This window comes from Rhodospirillales bacterium RIFCSPLOWO2_02_FULL_58_16 (assembly GCA_001830425.1).
In the GTDB taxonomy this organism is placed as follows: Bacteria; Pseudomonadota; Alphaproteobacteria; order Rhodospirillales; family 2-02-FULL-58-16; genus 2-02-FULL-58-16.
In genome coordinates this window covers 75214-93985 of sequence record MIAA01000039.1, presented here as the reverse complement: position 1 = coordinate 93985, position 18772 = coordinate 75214, and the positions used below count along the sequence as shown (strand labels likewise).

Annotated in this window: 14 protein-coding genes; 10 read left to right on the top strand and 4 right to left on the bottom strand. The window is 59.0% G+C overall.

The window, feature by feature from the left end; all coding sequences use genetic code 11:
* Positions 1-479: 479 nt before the first annotated feature.
* Positions 480-722, bottom strand: coding sequence for a hypothetical protein (locus tag A3H92_11255; protein OHC74033.1), 243 nt, complete (start codon positions 720-722; stop codon positions 480-482).
* 182 nt (positions 723-904) lie between these two features.
* Between A3H92_11255 and A3H92_11250 the strand changes: the two genes are divergently transcribed.
* A complete protein-coding gene (locus A3H92_11250; protein ID OHC74032.1) occupies positions 905-1546 on the top strand; it encodes a hypothetical protein in 642 nt (213 codons plus the stop codon).
* A gap of 309 nt (positions 1547-1855) precedes the next feature.
* Here the strand turns inward: A3H92_11250 and A3H92_11245 are convergent, their stop codons facing one another.
* Positions 1856-2827, bottom strand: coding sequence for a hypothetical protein (locus A3H92_11245; protein OHC74031.1), 972 nt, complete (start codon positions 2825-2827; stop codon positions 1856-1858).
* A 176-nt stretch (positions 2828-3003) separates the two neighbouring features.
* Here A3H92_11245 and A3H92_11240 point away from each other — a divergent pair, with 176 nt between their 5' ends.
* The 5 genes from A3H92_11240 to A3H92_11220 all read left to right on the top strand — a co-directional run bounded on the left by A3H92_11240 (position 3004) and on the right by A3H92_11220 (position 10166).
* A complete protein-coding gene (locus A3H92_11240; protein ID OHC74030.1) occupies positions 3004-3549 on the top strand; it encodes a hypothetical protein in 546 nt (181 codons plus the stop codon).
* A 172-nt stretch (positions 3550-3721) separates the two neighbouring features.
* Positions 3722-5962, top strand: coding sequence for a guanylate cyclase (locus A3H92_11235; protein ID OHC74040.1), 2241 nt, complete (start codon positions 3722-3724; stop codon positions 5960-5962).
* Between the two features lie 87 nt (positions 5963-6049).
* On the top strand, positions 6050-7153 hold the full coding sequence (locus A3H92_11230; GenBank protein OHC74039.1) for a transcriptional regulator: 1104 nt from the start codon (positions 6050-6052) through the stop codon (positions 7151-7153).
* Between the two features lies 1 nt (position 7154).
* Positions 7155-8288, top strand: a complete 1134-nt coding sequence (locus A3H92_11225; protein OHC74029.1) for a transcriptional regulator — start codon at positions 7155-7157, stop codon at positions 8286-8288.
* A gap of 327 nt (positions 8289-8615) precedes the next feature.
* Positions 8616-10166 carry a hypothetical protein gene (locus A3H92_11220; protein OHC74028.1) on the top strand — a complete coding sequence of 517 codons (1551 nt, stop codon included), beginning with the start codon at positions 8616-8618 and terminating at the stop codon, positions 10164-10166.
* Here A3H92_11220 and A3H92_11215 read toward each other — a convergent pair.
* Positions 10163-11938, bottom strand: a complete 1776-nt coding sequence (locus A3H92_11215) for an asparagine synthase (glutamine-hydrolyzing) (protein ID OHC74038.1) — start codon at positions 11936-11938, stop codon at positions 10163-10165. The two genes, A3H92_11220 and A3H92_11215, sit on opposite strands and share 4 nt — an antisense overlap.
* A 94-nt stretch (positions 11939-12032) precedes the next feature.
* Here A3H92_11215 and A3H92_11210 point away from each other — a divergent pair, with 94 nt between their 5' ends.
* The 4 genes from A3H92_11210 to A3H92_11195 are packed head-to-tail and all read left to right on the top strand — an operon-like array spanning position 12033 to position 16818.
* Positions 12033-14186, top strand: coding sequence for a theronine dehydrogenase (locus A3H92_11210; protein OHC74027.1), 2154 nt, complete (start codon positions 12033-12035; stop codon positions 14184-14186).
* Positions 14187-14198: 12 nt separating this feature from the next.
* A complete protein-coding gene (locus A3H92_11205) occupies positions 14199-14777 on the top strand; it encodes a phosphoheptose isomerase (protein OHC74026.1) in 579 nt (192 codons plus the stop codon).
* Positions 14774-16231: a bifunctional heptose 7-phosphate kinase/heptose 1-phosphate adenyltransferase gene (locus tag A3H92_11200; protein ID OHC74025.1), complete on the top strand. Its 1458-nt coding sequence runs from the start codon at positions 14774-14776 to the stop codon at positions 16229-16231. Before A3H92_11205 ends, A3H92_11200 begins: the two co-directional genes overlap by 4 nt.
* 5 nt (positions 16232-16236) lie before the next feature.
* A complete protein-coding gene (locus tag A3H92_11195; GenBank protein OHC74024.1) occupies positions 16237-16818 on the top strand; it encodes a hypothetical protein in 582 nt (193 codons plus the stop codon).
* A gap of 4 nt (positions 16819-16822) precedes the next feature.
* Here A3H92_11195 and A3H92_11190 read toward each other — a convergent pair whose 3' ends face one another.
* A complete protein-coding gene (locus A3H92_11190) occupies positions 16823-18751 on the bottom strand; it encodes a hypothetical protein (GenBank protein OHC74023.1) in 1929 nt (642 codons plus the stop codon).
* Positions 18752-18772: the final 21 nt, after the last annotated feature.

Genomic DNA, 18772 nt, shown 5'->3' with positions numbered 1-18772 from the left:
GCTCATGCGCTACACATTCCAAAAAGAATCGAAAAAGGCCATCAGGGGTTCCATTTCGAATCAAAATCGAAGATGTGTGAATACGATAGCCTTACAAAGGGGAGGTCAGGAGGGGCTTCGACCGGACAGGCTGTCAATCCGTTTATTCATCCAGAACCTTCCCCAAAAACTTAAGCCCAAAACATTCAAGTCATTGAAGTGATTCTGGAATCTGCCTTTTTGAAGTGAAACGACGATTTTTCGGGGAGACTCTTCCAGCCGCCCGTCATTGCGAGGAGGCGAAGCCGACGAAGCAATCCATGGAGCGTTAGTTGTCATCTGGATTGCTTCCCGCGTCGCTGACGCTCGCGGTCGCAATGACGGAAGCGCATCTTCGGCATCCCTGACTTTCAGTCCGGGGGTCGTCCCAACGCCCCGCCTCAGCTTGCCTTCGGCTTTTGCTGAAATTTTTGGGGAATGTCACGGTTTATTCATCGGCGTCAAATGCTGTTCACCACCATGACGGAAACATCCTCCAGAAGAATGCTGCTTGCCCGCCTGAGTTTATTGCCGGCGCCGGGGCTGATTCCGGCGCTGAGCGCCTTGTCGCTTATCGCCGCCCTTTCCTGTGAAACGACATTCACCTGAACGGCGGACTTACTGCTGTATATCAGGTGAGCCGCGATTCCCACGGTAATCGCCATGGCCAAAACAGTGGTTACCAAGAAATCATTGCGGACCATTGTGCGCTCCACTTAGTTAGATATTCCAGATCAACATGGGAATTGTATAATTAATAATCGTTTTTGTCAACAATTTTATTTATTATTATTTTATCTATACTTCAATTTAAATTTAATTACTTATTTACATAAAATTTTATTAAACATCGCAATTCGTCAAACTGCTTTGTTATAATCACAGGATGGCAAAGGACGAATTTGACCTTCTTCAGGACGACCCCAAGAACCTTCCCGGCAAGGGCGGACATCCGACACCCGAGCAGAGGGCTGAATTCGTGCTTAAACGGTTAGAGCAATTCATCCGCGACGGACGCACCATTTCCGAGGGGATGAACTTCAAGCAATGGCAGGATATGGCGCGCAGCGAGATCGCCGGCGCCATTGTCGAGGCCGAACAAACTTATCAGGATGACTACATCGTCACCCGTCGTCTGTTGTTTACCATCGCCTCGGCCACCGTCACCATCGGCTTTTGGGGAACCGTCATGGCTTTCCAGAAGGCAAGCTTTCTGGTGGTCGCCATTATCTTCGGGATCACCGGCGTCTGGCTGTTCGCCGTCATCGGCGAGTGGCCGTTACGCAAATACTTCCGCCGCCGCGCCGCCGGAAATCGGGCGCGAACGCTCCACCGGGTAGAGGGTCTGAACAAACGCATCCGCAAGATGGAAATCGAACTCAAGGGCGAAGAAAAACGCCTCAAGAAACTTCTCAAGGCCAAAGCCCTGCTGGAGGCCGGCAAAGACCCCTCTTTGCAAGCCCGCGAGGAAGCCATCGCCGATGCCGCCGCCCTCGCCGACGCGGTAAGAAACAAGTTCGGGCTGTAAGGTGGAGCGCCGAAAGAAAAAACCCCGCCTTGGGGAGGCGGGGTTTTAGCTGCCATCGGGTTGGGGGGGGGGAGGAGGATGGCAGCGATAATCGGCGGATAATAACAAGCCGCCATGAACCGGCCCTGAGCGCTCCGTTCATCCGGCGTTCATAAACGCCGAAAGAAAACTCCCCGGAACCTTTCGGGCGCCGGGGAGAGAGGGGGGAACGTCTCGGGAGGGGAAATCCTAAGACTGACCGTATGATCCCATATCAAAGAAGCTTTGTATGTGACGGACATCACAGTCGGATAAATAGATTTGTAGGAATTACGGGGAGGTTGGAATTACGGGGAGGTTGATAATGCGCCATGCCGGCAGATTGATGATGATGGTGGTGCCGATCCCGACAGCGCTTTCAATTTTTAGCGCGCCGCCGTGCATCTCGATCAATTCCTTGACCAAGGGTATGCCGAGGCCGGATCCCTTGTGCCTGCGGGTGTACTCGTTGTCCACCTGACCGAAGGGCGACAGAATCACCGCCAGGTCTTCCTCGGCGATGCCGATGCCGGAATCGGTCACCCTCAGCGAGAAGCTGCCGTCTCCGCCGATATCCCCGCTGATCGTCACCTTGCCCCCCTCCGGGGTGAACTTTATGGCGTTGGTCAATAAATTTAGCATGATCTGTTTGAACATGCGGCCGTCGGCAAGCAGCCTCGGCGTATCCGCCGGCAATTCCGCCGTCATTTCCACCTTGGCGTCTTTGGCGCGTTCCCTGACCATTTCCAAAGACGAGGAAACGATGCTCGATACATTCAATTCCTCCTCCAGCAGCGCCTGCTTGCCGGCTTCCACCTTGGACAGGTCGAGGATGTCGTTGATCATGTCCAGCAGATACAGGCCGCTTGCCCTGATGTCATTGGCGTAGTCAGCGTAACGGGAATCGCCGAGGGGGCCGAAGGTCTTTCGGCTCATCATTTCGGAAAAGCCGATGATGGCGTTGAGCGGCGTGCGCAACTCATGGCTCATCGCGGCGAGGAAGGACGACTTGGCGCGGCTCGCCATCTCGGCTCCGTCACGCGCCACCGCCAATTCAAAGGTTCGCTCCTCGACCCGCGCCTCCAGCTTGTCATGGGCCTTCTGTATATCGTTGATTGCCTGGTTGCGGGCTTCGATAAAGGGCTTGATGACCCAAAAATATATAAAAGGCGTGGAAAGCACGGTCAAGACGACGGCATCGACCAGGGCCTCGACATTTTGCGAGAAAATCGACCCGGTCACCGAAAGGCCGAACATGACCATGCCTTCCGCAAGGAAGATTATGATCGCTATTCGTAAAATCACTGTTGCCGGGGTCATTGCTTGGCGCCGAAAAATTTATTGGAATCGTTTAACACTAAATTAGCGGACTATGGAAAATAACGTATTATCATTATCATAGCGAAGGAATCCGCTCGGATAGCACAAGTAGGCTCTAAATGGAACTTCAGGAAAATTCAAGCGAGCTTTATCAGGCTCAAATTGAAAACCGCCATCACGTCGATACCATCCGCGCCCTGCGCCATGAACTGGAAGCCGCGCAGGTCAACAAGCAGGAAAGCGTCCAGAAGGCGATCGCCGAGCACAGCTCGGAAATAATTCAGCTCAAGGCCACGGCGCAGGCATTACGCGGCGAGCTGGAAAAGATGCAGATCGACAAGCAGGAAAGCGTTCAGAAGACGATTGCCGAGTACAGCTCGGAAATAATTCAGCTCAAAGCTACGGTTCAGGCCTTGCGCGACGAGATGGAGAAGATGAAAATCGACAAGCAGGAAAGCGTTCAGAAGGTCATCGCCGAAACCGGCGCCGAAATTATTCAACTCAAGGAAACGGCTCGTGAACTGCGCACTCAACTGGAACGAGTCGATTCAAGCCACCAGCAGCGGATGTCCGACATGAGTCGTGATTTTCGCAGTGAAACGAAGCACTTGCAGGAGACGGTCTCGGCTCTTCGAGGCCAACTGGAGAAACCGGATGGCCGATAATACAAAGGGCGCGCAATCCGCCCCTGTCCCTCATGCGGATGATTCCGGCAGGAAAAGGCTGAAAAAGATGATCGGCGCCCTCAAGAAAGAGGTCGAGGTCAAAGATCACGGCAAGGCTCTCAAGAAAAAGAGCGCGGTCGATATCCACGGCCATGAACTGCGCCGGGCCAGAATGCTGCTGGATGTTTCCAGGCAGGTGGCGGGCATCGAGACGGTGGACGAGGTGCTGGCGACGCTGGTTGACATCACCACCAAGGAGACAAACTCCGAACGCGGCACCATCTTCCTTAACAACGAGCAGTCAGGAGAGCTTTACTCGCGCTTCGCCCAGGGAGAAATCCGTCGTGAAATCAGGATAATGAACACCAGCGGCATCGCCGGCCATGTGTTCACCACCGGCTTGGGGCTGATCGTTAATGACGCCTATTCCGACGAGCGTTTCAACCGTTCCGTCGATCAGCAGACCGGGTTTGAAACAAGGCAGGTTCTTTGCGCCCCCATCCGCACGGCCAAGGGCGATATTATCGGCGTCGCCCAGGCCCTCAACAAAAAGGAAGGCAAATACACCGAGGACGATCTGGCTTTGCTGGAAGCGATGACCACCCAGGCCGCCGTCGCCCTGCAAAGCACCCAGTATGTGGAGAAGATGAGGAAATCCCGCGAGACCGAGCTGGAATTCCTCGACATCGTTTCCGACGTCACTTCCGAGATCGACCTCAGCGCCCTGCTGCAAAGGGTGATGGGCGAGGCGACGCGGATGTTGAAGGCCGACCGCTCGACACTGTTCCTCAACGACAACAAGACCGGCGAATTATGGTCACAGGTGGGCGACGGCCTGACCGCCATCCAGATCAGGCTTCCCAACACCGCCGGCATCGCCGGCGCCGTTTACACTTCGGGCAAGTCGGTCAATATTCCCTACGCCTATGCCGACCTTCGCTTCAATCCCGCCTTCGACAAGAAAACCGGCTATTTCACCCGCTCGATCCTGTGCGTGCCCGTGGTCAACAAGAAAGGCCAGACCATCGGCGTCACCCAGGTGCTGAACAAGCGCGGCGGCCCCTTTACCGATGAAGACGAATCGCGCCTCAAGGCCTTCACCAGCCAGGTTTCCATCGCTCTTGAGAACGCCAAGCTGTTTGACGATGTTCAAAATATGAAAAAATACGCCGAAAGCATGCTGGAAAGCATGTCCAACGGCGTCGTCACCCTGGACGACGAGGGCAAGATCGCCACCTGCAACGCCGCCGGCCAACGCATCCTGAAGGTCAAGGACGCCGAAATTATCGGAGTTCAGGCCGAGGCTTTTTTTGCCGGACCTAACGAATGGGTGATGGAAAAGATCAAACAGGTGAACGTCAGCCACGAGGCAAGCATCTGGATGGACGCCACGCTGATGGTCGGCATGGACGATGAGGAAACGGGCGAGGAAAAAGAGAAAATCTCGGTCAACCTCACCATCCTGCCCCTGGTCAACGCCGAAAAAAAGATGCTGGGCGCCCTGTTGATGATCGAGGACATCAGCACCGAGAAACGCATGAAATCAACCATGTCGCGTTACATGGACCCGGCGATTGCCGAACAGTTGCTGGGCAAGGGCAAGGGCGAGGACGTGCTGGGCGGCGCCGTCAGCGAGGTATCCGTGTTGTTCTCCGACGTGCGCAGTTTCACCACCCTGACCGAGCAACTGGGCGCCCAGGGCACGGTCGCCCTGCTCAATGAGTATTTCACCATCATGGTCGATTGCATCACCAACGAGGGCGGCATGCTGGACAAGTTTATCGGCGACGCCATCATGTGCGCCTTCGGCCTGCCCATCCCCCACGCCGATGACGAGGATCGCAGCGTGCGCGCCGGCATCAGCATGTTGACCAGCCTGGATGAATGGAATGCGACGCGCCAGGCCAAAGGCCTGCCGCCGGTGCTGATGGGGCTGGGCATCAACACCGACAAGGTGGTGTCGGGCAATATCGGCTCGCCCAAACGCATGGACTATACGTTGATCGGCGACGGGGTGAACCTCGCGGCGCGTCTGGAAAGCGCCTGCAAGCAGTACTCGGCGAAAATGCTGATCAGTGAGCATACCTTCAGAAAACTGAAGGGAACTTACCGCATCCGCTACATCGACGACGTGGTGGTCAAGGGCAAGACCGAGCCGGTGGGGGTGCACGAGGTGCTGGACTACCACACCGACAAAACCTTCCCCAACCTGATGGACGTGGTTAATTATTTTAACGAAGGCCGCAAACAATACCGCGCCGGCAACTGGCAAAAAGCCGTCCATTGCTTCAAAGAATGCCTTAAAGGAAACCCCGAGGACGCCTTGTCGGAAACCTATATAGAACGGTGCGAACACCTTGAGGCCAACCCGCCCGAAGACTGGAAGGGCGTATGGGTGATGACCGGCAAATAGGCGGTTACTTCGCGCAGGACCAAACTTATAAAATCGGACATATTCATGCATATCCGTGAAAACAACGTTATGACAACCGACCCGAACATCAAGGTCCGCTATTCTCCTCTGGCCCAGCAGTTTGCCGATCCCGAAGAGATCATAGATCGCATCCGCGAACTGGTGCGCAGCGGCGACTTCACCCTGGGCAAGCCGGTGGACGAGTTCGAGAGATCATTCGAGAAACTGCTCGGCGTCAAACATGCCGTCGGCGTCGGCACCGGCACCGATTCCCTGAAGCTGCCCCTGAAGGCGCTGGACATCGGCCATGGCGACGAAGTGATCACCTGCGCCCACACCTTCATCGCCACCGTCGGCGCCATCCACGAGACCGGCGCCCGCCCCGTATTCATTGACTGCGACGACACCTTCTGCATGGACCTGGGCTATCTGGAAGAGGCGATCACGCCGAAAACCAGGGCGATCATGCCTGTGCACATGACCGGCTACATGGTCAACATGCCCCGGCTGATGGAGATCGCCGATCGTCACGGGTTGCCGGTGATCGAAGACGCCTGCCAATCCATGCTCGGAGAGTATAACGGCAAGAGGGCCGGAACGTGGGGAGTAGCCGGCGGCATTTCCATGCACCCCTTGAAACTGATCAACGTATGGGGCGACGCCGGCATATCCGTCACCAACGACGATGAGATGAACCGCAAGCTCCGTCTGCTGCGCAATCACGGCCTCAAGTCCCGCGATGAAATCGAGATCATGGGCTGCAACACCCGGCTGGATTCCCTGCAAGCCATAGTCGGTTCGTGGATGCTGGCCAGGGCCGAGGATATCGTTGCCCGACGCATTGAACGCGCCCGCTACTACGACGCGGGACTGGCGGCAATACCGCAAATCCGCATTCCGGCCAGACAGCCCGAAGTTCGCAACATTTTTCTGCTTTATATCGTCTTCGCCGAAGATCGGGACCGCCTGCTGAAATTCTGCCTGGGAAAGGGAATCGAGGCCAAGGTCCATTACCCGATCCCCCTCTATCAACAGGAAGGTCTGCGTCAATTCGGCTACAAGTCGGGCGACTTCCCGGTGACCGACAGGCATGCCCGCGAAATGATCACTTTCCCGGTCGATCAACACCTCGGCAAAGAGCAACAGGATTATGTGATAAAGACCGTCGGCGAATTCTATCAGGGGAAATGAGATGAAAGAACCGAAGCAGATTTCATACGTCGCCATCGCCGAACAGTTCGCCGACGAACGCGACGATATCATGCCGATCATCGAAAGCGTTCTCGCCGGCGGCAACTATGTTGGCGGCCCGGCCATCGACCGCCTGGAAGAAGAGGTCGCCCGCTTCGTCGGCGTCAAGCACTGCGTCGCCCTCAATTCCGGAACCGACGCCCTGATGCTGGGCATGAAATGCCTCGGCATCGGTCCCGGCGACGAGGTGATCACCCCGCCCAACTCATTCATCGCTTCCACCGCCGCTATCGCCAACCTCGGCGCCGTGCCGGTGTTCGTCGACGCAGGCCCCGACCAGAACATTGACGTCTCCCTTATCGAGGCCGCGATCACGCCGAAAACCAGGGCGATCATGCCGGTACACCTGACGGGAAGAGTTTGCGACATGGACCCCGTTCTCGCCCTGGCCGACAAGCACGGACTGACGGTGATCGAGGACGCGGCCCAGGCCATGGGCGCCGCGTACAAGGGGCGCAGGGCCGGGTCGATCGGCAATGTCGGCTGCTTTTCGGCGCACCCGTTAAAGATATTCAATTCTTGCGGCGACGGCGGCTTGGCCACTACCAACGATGATAAAATTGCCGAGCGCATCCGCCATCTGCGCAACCACGGACTGATCGACCGCGATACGGTGGTGGAGTTCGGCTACGTTTCGCGAATGGATGTCCTCCAGGCGGAGATTCTGCGCTATCGCCTGCCGCGCCTTGGTCGCACAATCGCCATACGCAAGCGCAACGCCGCCGTCTATCGGGAACTGCTTGATCCGAATTACGCTTTTATCCCGCCCGCCAAGGACTACGAAGACAACACCTTCACCATGTTCGTCGCCCAGTTTGACCGGCGCGATGAACTTCAGAGCTACCTGAAGGACAACGGAGTCGCCACCGGCGTTCACTATCCGACGCCCATTCACCTGCAACCGGCGGCCCGTCGGTACGGCGGCAAGCCGGGCGACTTCCCGGTAATCGAACGCCAGTCCAAGCGCATCCTGTCTTTGCCCCACCACCAATTCCTGACCGAAGATCAAATCCGCCATATAAGCGGACTGGTGAATGCTTTTTTCAGGGATTATGCCGGTGGCCTTAATTATTGACCCGTGGCAACCCCGGCGCTTTCCCCTCCTTACCAAGGAGGGGCCAGGGGAGGTTGCTGCCGATGCCCCTAACGCCCGGCGCGTTGACTGGAATAAGCACTGTTTTATGAACTACAGAGGCTCAGAGACACAGAGGAGGTATAGAGAAAAAAGAAAAAGCAGAGAAAAATATTCTCTGCGCCTCTGTGCCTCTGTGGTCAAAACACACAGGCCGATAATTCCCTCTTCGATTGCTGCAACGACCCCCTCTAACTCCCCCTTAAACAAGGGGGAGAATTTTTCAGATTATCATTCATAGATCAATAATTAACGTGTCGATGGCGTTAAATGAAACCGATTAACCGGATTCTGATAACCACCCCGAACACCGGCTGGTTCGGCAAGCGCCGCTGGATCGCGCCGCCGCTGACGCTGGGACTCCTGGCGGCGATTGTTCCCGATCACTACGAAACAAGCGTTCTTGATCCCAACAGGAACGACCTGGGGTTTGACGAGACGGTTTCCCTGATCGCCGCCTCGGATTCGCAAGTGGTGGCGATTACCTGTCTGTCTCTGGAGTACGCCCCCAGCCTTCACAAGCTCGCCGCCGCCGTCAGGAAAGCCGCGCCGCAGGCCGTCATTGTCGTCGGCGGCGTCTACGCCACTACCTCGCCCGATCTGGCGATGCGCGACGGGATCGTGGATTTCGCCGTTCTCGGAGAAGGCGAGCGCCGCTTTCCCCGCCTGTTGAAAATGCTGGACGGCGGAGAAGACGACATCTCCGCCTTCGACGGCCTCGCCTATCGCAAGAACGGCGAAATCATCGCCAACCCCATAGTTACTTTCATCAAAGACCTGGACGAAGTCCCTTTCCCCGATTACGCCAAGGTCGGATTTGTCGACTATTTCTCCACCAACAACCAGTACGCCGTCGTCGCCAACGCCCGTTATCAACCCTACGCTTTCATGATGACCAGTCGCGGCTGCCCCTATAAGTGCATCTACTGCTCCACCCACGCCATCGACGGCAGGAAGGTGCGTTGGCGTTCGGCCAAGAGCGTGCTGGCCGAGATTGATCGGCTGGTTGGAGAGTTCGGGGTTAAAGAAATAAATTTCCTTGACGACAATCTGGTCCTCAACAGGCCTCGTTTTATAAATATCCTGAACGGCCTCATCGAACGCGATTACGATCTGCATTGGAAATCGCTGAACCTCGCCACCTTCCTGCTCGATGATGAACTCCTGGAGTTGATGAAAGAAAGCAAATGCTATCAGCTTATCCTGGCTATCGAATCAGGCAGCCAGCGCGTCCTTGACGAGGTTCTCAAGAAACCGCTCAAAATCGACAAGGCGCCCGCCGTTGTCGCCAAAGCCAGAGAGCTGGGATTCGAGACGGCGGCCGACTTCATCATCGGCAGTCCCGGCGAAACATGGGACGAAATCCGCGAGACCTTCCGCTTCGCCGAAGAACTGGACGTGGACATGGTGTTGTTCCATATCTCCACCCCGCTGCCGACAACCGAACTCTACCGCATAGCCGAGAAGGAAGGGCTTCTTCCCGCCGGTTTTGATTTCGGCAACGCCGCGTTCTTCGGTTTCGGAAAGGGCGTGATCAACACCGACGAGTTCCGGGCCGAGGAATTGCATATGTTAAGGGCGCTGGAATGGGACCGCATCAATTTCAAGACTCCGGAAAAAAGGGAGCGCTTCGCCCGCATGGCCGGGGTATCGCAGGAAGAACTGAAAAAGTGGCGGCGCAACACCATCCGCAACCTCGGCATATACTTCCCCGACGCCGAAGGCTCTCAAAACGAAGCGCCCGTCAACAACGGTCTGCTGGATAAAAACGGCGGCTTCGCCAAGATGCTGAACGGTTCTAACGCCGGTAAGCTCCCCTAAGTTTGCGCCGCGTACACCTGTTTGGCCCAGCCCCGCAGTCCCCGTTCCTCGGCGTTGTTGTTTTCTCCCTGAAGCCAGTCCTGTATCGGCACAAAAAATCCGGTTTTGGGACGGGTAAGAACCGCCTCCGGCAACGGCTCTTTGGGGGTGCGCGCCATTTCCTGCTTGCCGGGGCCGTTGTGGCGGCACAGCGTCGGAGCCAGACGGCTGAACAATTCAACGTCCACAAAAGGCGTTCGGATTTCAAGAGAATGAGCCATGCCGGCCCAGTCGGCGTCGCGCAGCAACTGGTTACGCATGTACCAGGACATCTCCAACGCCGCCACCTTGCGGCGCGGCTCGGATATCGGCTTGTGGCAGTCCTCAAGACGGAGCAGCGGCTCCAGCTCCATCCATCCGGCCTCGGCCATATCGGCGCCCAGCACCGTCGGCAATTCCCAGGGCATGAACAAACCCCGGCGCAGCAGATAAGCATCGCCGTAGCGGGCGCCGTACTCCAATAGACCGGCGTACTTGGGCGAGGTCATCCGCCTGGCGATGGGCGCCGTCACCACGCGCACGGCCTTGCCGAAAGAACGCACGCCGGGGATGGAGCCAAGGATATTGACCAGAAACGGAATCTGGCGGAAACCGCTGTAGCCGCCGAACAATTCATCCCCGCCGAGTCCCGACAGCGCCACCTTGAGGCCAAGGGCGGCGGCCTCCTTGGCGACGAAATAGGTGTTGACGCCGTCGATGGTCGGCTGGTCCATCGCCTTCATAAGCGCCTGCATATCGTTATGAAAATGGCTTCCTGTCACCCACCGCGTGGTGTGCGCCGCGCCGTAGGTGGCGGCTATCGCCTCGGCCAGCGGCGTTTCATCGAAGCCGGTATCCTTGAACTCGCCGAAGCCGAGAGTCATCGTTTCGAGGCGGCTGTTCGCCATCTCGGAGGCCAGACCGGTCAAAACCGACGAATCCAGGCCCGCCGACAGAAAAATGCCGACCGGAACGTCGGCAATCAGGTGATGCTTCACGCTGTCCCTGAGCAGCTCCCGCAGGTCCACCGGCTCCTTGCCGACCGCATTCGCGTCGGCCAGCAGCGAGGCAACATCGAAGAACCGCTTTATCTTGCGGGCGCCGTCGGCATCGACCCATAAGCTGCATCCTGCTTCCAGCGCTCTGATGTCTTCGTAAAGCGTGTGCGGCTCCGGCACATATCCGAAAAGGAAAAAACCGGCGTGTCCGGCGGCGTTATCCCCCTTGCCGGCAAAACCGCCGGCCGTCAACGCCTTGACCTGGGAGGCGACTCTCAGCGTGTTGCCGTCATCGGCATAATAGAGCGGCTTGATGCCGAAGGGATCGCGGGCGCAAAACATGCCGCGCCGTTCCTCGTCCCAGATGGCGAAGGCGTACATGCCGCGCAGACGGTTAACCATCGCCTCGCCCTCGGCCCGGTAAAGATGCAGCAACACCTCGGTGTCGGACTGGGTCGTGAAGACGCAGCCCTTGGCTTCCAGCTCTTCGCGCAGGGCGCGGAAGTTATATATTTCACCGTTGTAGACGATCCGGCAGCGCCCGTCTTCGGCGACCATCGGCTGGGCGGCGGCGTCGCTGAGGTCGATAATCGCCAGCCGCCGGTGCGCCATGCCTACCCGTCCGTCGCCGGCAATCCAATGCCCATGGCCGTCGGGACCACGGGTGCGCATCGCTTCGCCGGCGGCGACAAGCTCGGTTTTTGCCACCGGCGGCGCGTTGTCCCGGTAGGCGAATATAGCGACAAGACCACACATGTTTATACATAACCGGCTATGAGTTAAAGAATAAAGCCTTTTTACCATACCGCCGTCTTTGCATCCGGCAATGAAATCAGGGTAAAACATCATCATGAAGCAAGTTGTTCAGAGCGCCCGTAGCGGCAAACTCTCGTTGCGCGAAGCGCCGGAGCCTAAAGTAAGGGCCGGCTGCCTGCTGGTCAGAACGCAGTCCTCCCTGATTTCGGCGGGGACCGAGCGCTCCGTGGTGTCGTTCGCCCGCAAGAGTCTGGCCGGCAAGGCCAAGGAGCGTCCCGATCTGGTCAAGAAGGTTCTGGCCAAAGCGAGGCGCGACGGCATCGGCGCCGCCGTGGCGGCGGTCAGGGCGAGGCTGGATGAACCTTTGCCGCTGGGCTATTCGGCCGCCGGCGAAGTGATCGAAGTCGGGGCCGGACTGGAAGGATTGTTTTTCCCCGGACAACGGGTGGCCATCGCCGGAGCAGGCTTCGCCAATCATGCCGAGATCAACGTCGTGCCGCGAAATCTGGCCGCCGTCATTCCCGACGGCGTTCCCGACGATGAGGCCTGTTTCGCCACCATGGGCGCAATCGCCCTGCATGCGACGCGCAACCTGAACCCCGGCCTCGGCGACGTAACGGCGGTGATCGGAGTCGGGCTTCTCGGTCAACTGTCGGTGCAGCTTCTGGCCCTTTCCGGAGTTCGCGTCGTGGCTCTTGATTACCTGCCGGGGCGCCTGGAGTTGGCGCGTCAATGCGGCGCGGAAGCGGTCTTTAATCTCAACGACGGCGGGCCGGAAGCGGCAATATCGGCGTTGACCGGCGGCCTCGGCTGCGACAGCGTCCTTATTGCCGCCGCTACAAAATCCAACGAACCGCTGGAGACCGCCGCCGCCATTGCCCGTGATCGGGCCGTCGTTTGTCTGGCGGGAATGACGGGGACCACCATCCCCTTCCGGGAGTTTATGAAGAAGGAACTGAATATCGTGGTCTCGCGCTCCTATGGGCCGGGCCGCTATGACGCCGACTATGAAAAGCGCGGCGTCAAGTACCCGGAGGGCTGGGTGCGGTGGACGGAAACCGAAAATATGGTCGAGTGTCTGCGCCTGATGTCGCTGAAGCCCCCCCGGCGTCTCGATGTCGGCAAGCTGATTACCCATCGTTTTGATCTGGAGGAGGCCGAAGCGGCCTACGCCCTGGTCACCGATTCCGACGAGCCTCATCTCGGCGTCGTTCTCACCTACGAGGACAAGGCGCCGTCGAATCCACGGCCCGCCTTTGCGGCGCCGAAGGTCAAGCGGGTCGGCGGCTGCGTGCTGGGGGTCATCGGCGCCGGCAACTTCGCCAAGGCGGTGCTGCTGCCGGAACTGAAAAAGCTGGATAATGTGACCCTTCACACTATTGTCACCCGGCATGGACCGTCCGCCGGGCAAACCGGAGACGCCTTTGGTTTTGCTCACGCCGCCGCCGATGAATCGGCGGTGCTGGACAATAAAGACATCAACGCCGTGCTGATCGCCACCCGTCATGACAGTCATGCCGAATTGACGGCTCGCGCCCTGAAGGCGGGCAAGGCGGTGCTGGTGGAAAAGCCGCTGGGGCTGAACCGTGAAGAGATTGCCGGGATCGTCGAGGCCCGCAACGGATCAAACGCCTTCTTTCAGGTCGGGTTCAACCGCCGTTTCGCTCCCATGTCGATCGAGGCCCACGACCATCTGGCCGGGATGCGCGGGCCGAAATTCGTGCTGCTCAGGGTGAATGCCGGCGGCCTGCCCGCCGACAGTTGGATCAATGACGGCGAGGAGGGCGGCGGACGCATTCTCGGCGAGGTCTGTCACTTCGTTGATCTTGCCCGCTTTCTTGTCGCTTCGCCGATTGTTTCGCTCCAGGCGACCGCCACCGCCGCCGTTTCCGGGGGCTGTGAGGATTTGTCGGCGACCCTGCGCTTCGCCGACGGCAGCCTCGCCACCGTCGTCTACACCGGCCTGGGCGATGACGCCATGGGCAAAGAGCTGATCGAAGCCTATGCCGGCGGAAGCGTGATCACCATCGACAACTTCCGCTCGCTCTCCGTTGCCGGCAACGGCAAGGTCTCCGTCGGCAAACGCAAGAGTCAGGACAAGGGGTTCAAGGCGGCTCTCAAAGCCTTCACGGCGGCTTCCGCCGCCGGCGGGCCGGCCCCGACGGATGAAGCGGAACTGATAGAAACATCCATCGCCACCATCGCCGTTCTTGAATCTTTACGCACCGGCGGACGGATCGACCTTTAGGGAAATGTAGAGATGGACTTAAACGTTTTCTTCAAGTCGCAACTGGATGAACATGAAAGGGTGTTGGCCGCCACCCGCGATGCCTTGGGCGAACCGTTTGCAAAGCTGGTCAAGGCATGCCTTATGGCGGCAAAGGCCGGCGACAAGATCGTTTTTTTCGGTAACGGAGGCAGCGCCGCCGACGCCCAGCATTTGGCCACCGAACTGACCGTTCGCTTCAAAAAAGACCGCGCTCCGATTCCGGCGCTGGCGTTGACTACCGATACCTCCACCCTGACCGCCATCGGCAATGACTTCGGTTTTGACCAACTGTTTGCCCGTCAGGTCCAGGCCAATGTTCGTCCCGGCGACGTGGTTATCGGCTTTTCCACTTCGGGAACCAGCATAAACGTCATCAACGGACTTATCGCGGCCAAAAAAATCGGCGCCGTGGCCGTCGGTTTCGGCGCCGGCAAGGGCGGCGCCATGGCTGATATCTGCGATCTTATTTTGCTGGTGCCGTCCGGCGACACGGCGCGTATTCAGGAAATGCACATTACCCTGGGCCATATGCTGTGCGGGGCGCTGGAAAGCGAGTTGGGGTTGTTATGACGGAAGTTCTTGTTTCCCTGGCCGAGGCGCTGACCAAGGCTCGTGTTTTGTGCGTCGGCGACGTTATCCTTGATCACTTTCACCACGGCGCGGTCGAGCGCATCTCCCCCGAAGCGCCGATCCCGGTGCTGAGACTGGAACGCGAGGACACGATGCTCGGCGGCGCGGGTAACGTCGTGCGCAACCTGGCGGCGCTCGGCGCCAAAGCCCGCTTCATTACCGTTGTCGGCGCCGATCACGAAGGCGAAAAAATAGCCGGGGAAATCGCCAAGGCGGGGATCGTCGATGTTCCGCTGATTGATGACGAACGGAAAACTTCGGTAAAGACCCGCTATCTCGCCGCCGGCCAGCAGATGCTGCGCGCCGACAGAGAGACCGTCGCTCCGCTCGGCGCCAAGGTCAGGGAAAAGCTGATTGCCGCCGCCGTTGAGGCCATGAGCGATTGCGCCCTTGTCGTTCTCTCCGACTACGGCAAGGGGGTGCTTGATGACGGCGTTGCCGCCAAGATTATCGCCGCCGCCCGCAAGGCCGGCAAAACCGTTATCGTCGATCCCAAGGGCGCCGATTACGGACGCTATAAGGGCGCCGACGTGATTACCCCCAACCGCCGCGAACTGGGCGAGGCGACGCATCTGCCGGTGGGCGGCAGCGATGAAGTTATCAAAGCCGCCCGCGCCCTGATTAACAAACATGGGTTCGAGGCGATCCTGGTGACGCTGGGCCGCGACGGCATGGCCCTGGTCGCCGCCGACGGCGACAACGCTCTTCTGGCGACCGAAGCGTTGGAGGTTTTCGATGTGTCGGGCGCCGGCGATACCGTGGCGGCGACTCTTGCCGCCGCTTTGGGCGTGGGCGCCGGTTTGTCCGACGCCGCTGCGCTGGCCAACACCGCCGCCGGCATCGTCGTCGGCAAGGTGGGGACGGCGGTAGTTTACCCCGAAGATATCATCAGCGCCCTGCACCATCATGATTTGTCCGGGGCCGAGGCCAAGGTCATGGCGCTGAAGCAGGCCCTTGATCGTATCGGCCAATGGCGGCGCAAAGGCCTGAAAGTAGGCTTCACCAACGGCTGCTTCGATCTGCTGCATCCGGGACATATTTCGCTGCTGGCCCAGGCAAGGGAGGCCTGTGACCGGCTGGTGGTGGGGCTGAACAGCGATTCCTCGGTCAAGCGTCTGGGCAAAGGCGACGACCGCCCGATCCAGATGGAAACGGCCCGCGCCACGGTCATGGCGTCGCTGGCCGCCGTCGATATGGTTATTATCTTCGGCGAGGATACGCCGCTGAAACTGATCGAGGCGATCCGTCCCGACGTGCTGGTCAAGGGTTCCGATTATGAACTGGACAAGGTGGTGGGAGCGGACCTGGTGCAAAGCTATGGCGGTCGGGTGCTGCTTGCCGAACTCAAACCCGGACACAGCACTACCGGCGCCATCGCCCGCATGGCGAAATAGGCGGCGTGAACACCTTTGTCGCTCACGCGCTTTACGCCCTGGCCTGGGTCAGTTTCGGTTTCGTTCATTCGTTACTTGCCGACGATAGGGCAAAAAGACGCCTGACGCCGACATTCGGGGCTTACTACCGCCTTGGCTATAATCTGTTCGCCGCCGTGCACATTGCCCTGGTTTTTGCCGTCGGCGCTTATTTGTTCGCCGACGGCAAGGCATTTTTATTGGCGCCGTGGGCGCAATTCACATTGACGACGATATATGTTCTCGGCTGGGCGGCGTTCCTGTGGGCGCTCAAAGGCTACGATCTCGGCCGGCTGGCGGGAACGGCGACCGGGTCCGAAAACGAGCCGCTGCTGACCGACGGCCTGCACCGTTATGTGCGCCATCCCCTCTATGCCGGGGCCTTGCTGATCATCTGGGGGCGGGTGGATGACGAGTTCGGCTTGGCGACGGCGGCATGGGCGTCGCTTTATCTGGCTGTCGGAGCCTGCTTCGAGGAGCGCCGCCTGCTGAAAACCTACGGCGCGGATTACGCCGACTACCGCCGAAAGGTCCCGGCCTTTATCCCATGGAAATGGCGTGCTTTATAAAAAATCACCTTTTGCCGCCGGAGATATCGGTGAGCAGCTTGCTCCAGAATCCTTTCTCGACAACGGGTTCCGCCTCCGGCGGCCGGTCCACGCCCGGCAACGGGCTTGCCGGCGAGTTGACAAGGGCCGCCTCCATGAAGCCGCGCCACAAATGCGCCGGAAGGCCGCCGCCGGTTACCTTTTTCATGGCCCGTCCGTCATCGTTGCCCATCCACACCCCGGTAACCAGTTCGGCTGAATAGCCGACGAACCATGCGTCGCGGAAATTCTGGCTGGTGCCTGTCTTGCCGGCCGCCGGCCTCGACAGGGCGGCGGCATGGCCGGTGCCGGAAGTGATTACGCTTGAGAGCATGGCGGTCATGGCGGCGGCATGGCTTGCGCTCATCACCCGCCCCGGACCCGATCCCAGACGCCGGTAAAGCACATGGCCGGACGCATCGCGGATTTCCTCGATGGCATGGGGCCATACGCCGTATCCGCCGTTGGCGAAGGCGGCATAAGCCGCCGTCAATTCGATCAGGCTGACCTCGCCGGACCCCAGCGCCAGGCTGGGGTCAGCCTTGAGATTCGAGGTCAGTCCCAGCCGTCGCGCCGCCGCGATGACCTGACTGCGACCGGCTTTCTCGGCCACCTGCACGGCTACCGTGTTAATGGAGCGGGCAAGGGCGTCGCTCATGCTCACCTCGCCCTCAAAATGCCGCGCAAAGTTCTTGGGACTCCAGCCTTCCACCCGCAGCGGCGTATCCATCAAGCGGGTTTCGGGAGTAAGCCCGGCTTCCAGGCCGGCCAGATAGACAAACGGCTTGAAGGCCGATCCCGGCTGACGCAGGGACTGGGTGGCCCTGTTGAACTGGCTCAGTTCATAGTCGCCCCCTCCCACCATGGCGCGTATGGCGCCGTCGGGCGTCATCGCCACCAGCGCTGTTTCGGAGACTCCGAACTTATCCCCGTCCCTGACCAGCAGGTCTTTTGCTTTTGCTTCCGCCAGCCGCTGCATATCCGCGTCAAGGGTGGTGATCACCACGACATCCTTGTCGCCGGGAGACACATAATCGGAAACCTGTTCCATCACCCAGTCGGCGAAGTGGCGGGCGTAATGCTGCCCTCTGAAAACAGCCGTGGCGCGGCCTTTTTGTGCTTTGGCGTTATCCGCTTCCCGGCGGGAGAGATATCCGGCGGCGACCATGTTGGCCAGAACCTGCTCGGTGCGGTCAGCCGCCGAACCGGGGTTGGCGATCGGGTTATAGCGCGACGGCGCTTTCAAAAGACCGGCCAGCAACGCCGCCTGATAGGTGGAAAGATTTTGCGCCGATACGCCGAAATATTTTTGCGCCGCCGCTTGAACGCCGTAGACGCCGTTGCCCAGATAGACCCGGTTGAGATAGACGGTAAGTATCTGATCCTTGCTGAACTTGCGCTCAAGCCACAGCGCCAAAAGCAACTCCTGAACCTTGCGTTTGATGGTGCGCTCGGGCGTCAGAAACAGGTTCTTGGCCACCTGTTGGGTAATGGTGCTGCCCCCCTGGACGATGCGCCCGGCGAAAACATTGGCTGTTGCGGCGCGGGCAAGGCCGATTACGTCGAGTCCGAAATGACTGTAATAACGCCGATCCTCGGTGGCGATGACCGCCTGCGGCAGGGCCGGCGGCAAGTTCTTGACGGTTACCGGCATTCCGTAAAGATCGCCGAAGGTTGCCAATTCAAAGCCGTCGGCGGCGATGACGGTAACGGTGGGCCGGCGCGTCGCCGCCAGCGCCTTGTCCACGTCAGGAAGGTCATAGGCGTACCACGCCGTCAGCACTATGGCGGCGACGATGCCCCAAACGGCGGCGACGGTCGTCCAGGTTGCGACCGACTTAAGCGCGGACCCGAGCCGATGCCGACAGGCGGCTGTCCTCTTATTCCCTTTGGCGGTCATGGGAATAATGATCAATGATTACGGTTAGAATTGAGT

Bases quoted from the DNA above. Each gene is read 5' to 3' on its own strand.
- A3H92_11255 (OHC74033.1), bottom strand. From the start codon at position 722: ATGGTCCGCAATGATTTCTTGGTAACCACTGTTTTGGCCATGGCGATT.
- A3H92_11250 (OHC74032.1), top strand. From the start codon at position 905: ATGGCAAAGGACGAATTTGACCTTCTTCAGGACGACCCCAAGAACCTT.
- A3H92_11245 (OHC74031.1), bottom strand. From the start codon at position 2,827: ATGGTCATGTTCGGCCTTTCGGTGACCGGGTCGATTTTCTCGCAAAAT.
- A3H92_11240 (OHC74030.1), top strand. From the start codon at position 3,004: ATGGAACTTCAGGAAAATTCAAGCGAGCTTTATCAGGCTCAAATTGAA.
- A3H92_11235 (OHC74040.1), top strand. From the start codon at position 3,722: ATGCTGCTGGATGTTTCCAGGCAGGTGGCGGGCATCGAGACGGTGGAC.
- A3H92_11225 (OHC74029.1), top strand. From the start codon at position 7,155: ATGAAAGAACCGAAGCAGATTTCATACGTCGCCATCGCCGAACAGTTC.
- A3H92_11220 (OHC74028.1), top strand. From the start codon at position 8,616: ATGAAACCGATTAACCGGATTCTGATAACCACCCCGAACACCGGCTGG.
- A3H92_11215 (OHC74038.1), bottom strand. From the start codon at position 11,938: ATGTGTGGTCTTGTCGCTATATTCGCCTACCGGGACAACGCGCCGCCG.
- A3H92_11210 (OHC74027.1), top strand. From the start codon at position 12,033: ATGAAGCAAGTTGTTCAGAGCGCCCGTAGCGGCAAACTCTCGTTGCGC.
- A3H92_11205 (OHC74026.1), top strand. From the start codon at position 14,199: ATGGACTTAAACGTTTTCTTCAAGTCGCAACTGGATGAACATGAAAGG.
- A3H92_11200 (OHC74025.1), top strand. From the start codon at position 14,774: ATGACGGAAGTTCTTGTTTCCCTGGCCGAGGCGCTGACCAAGGCTCGT.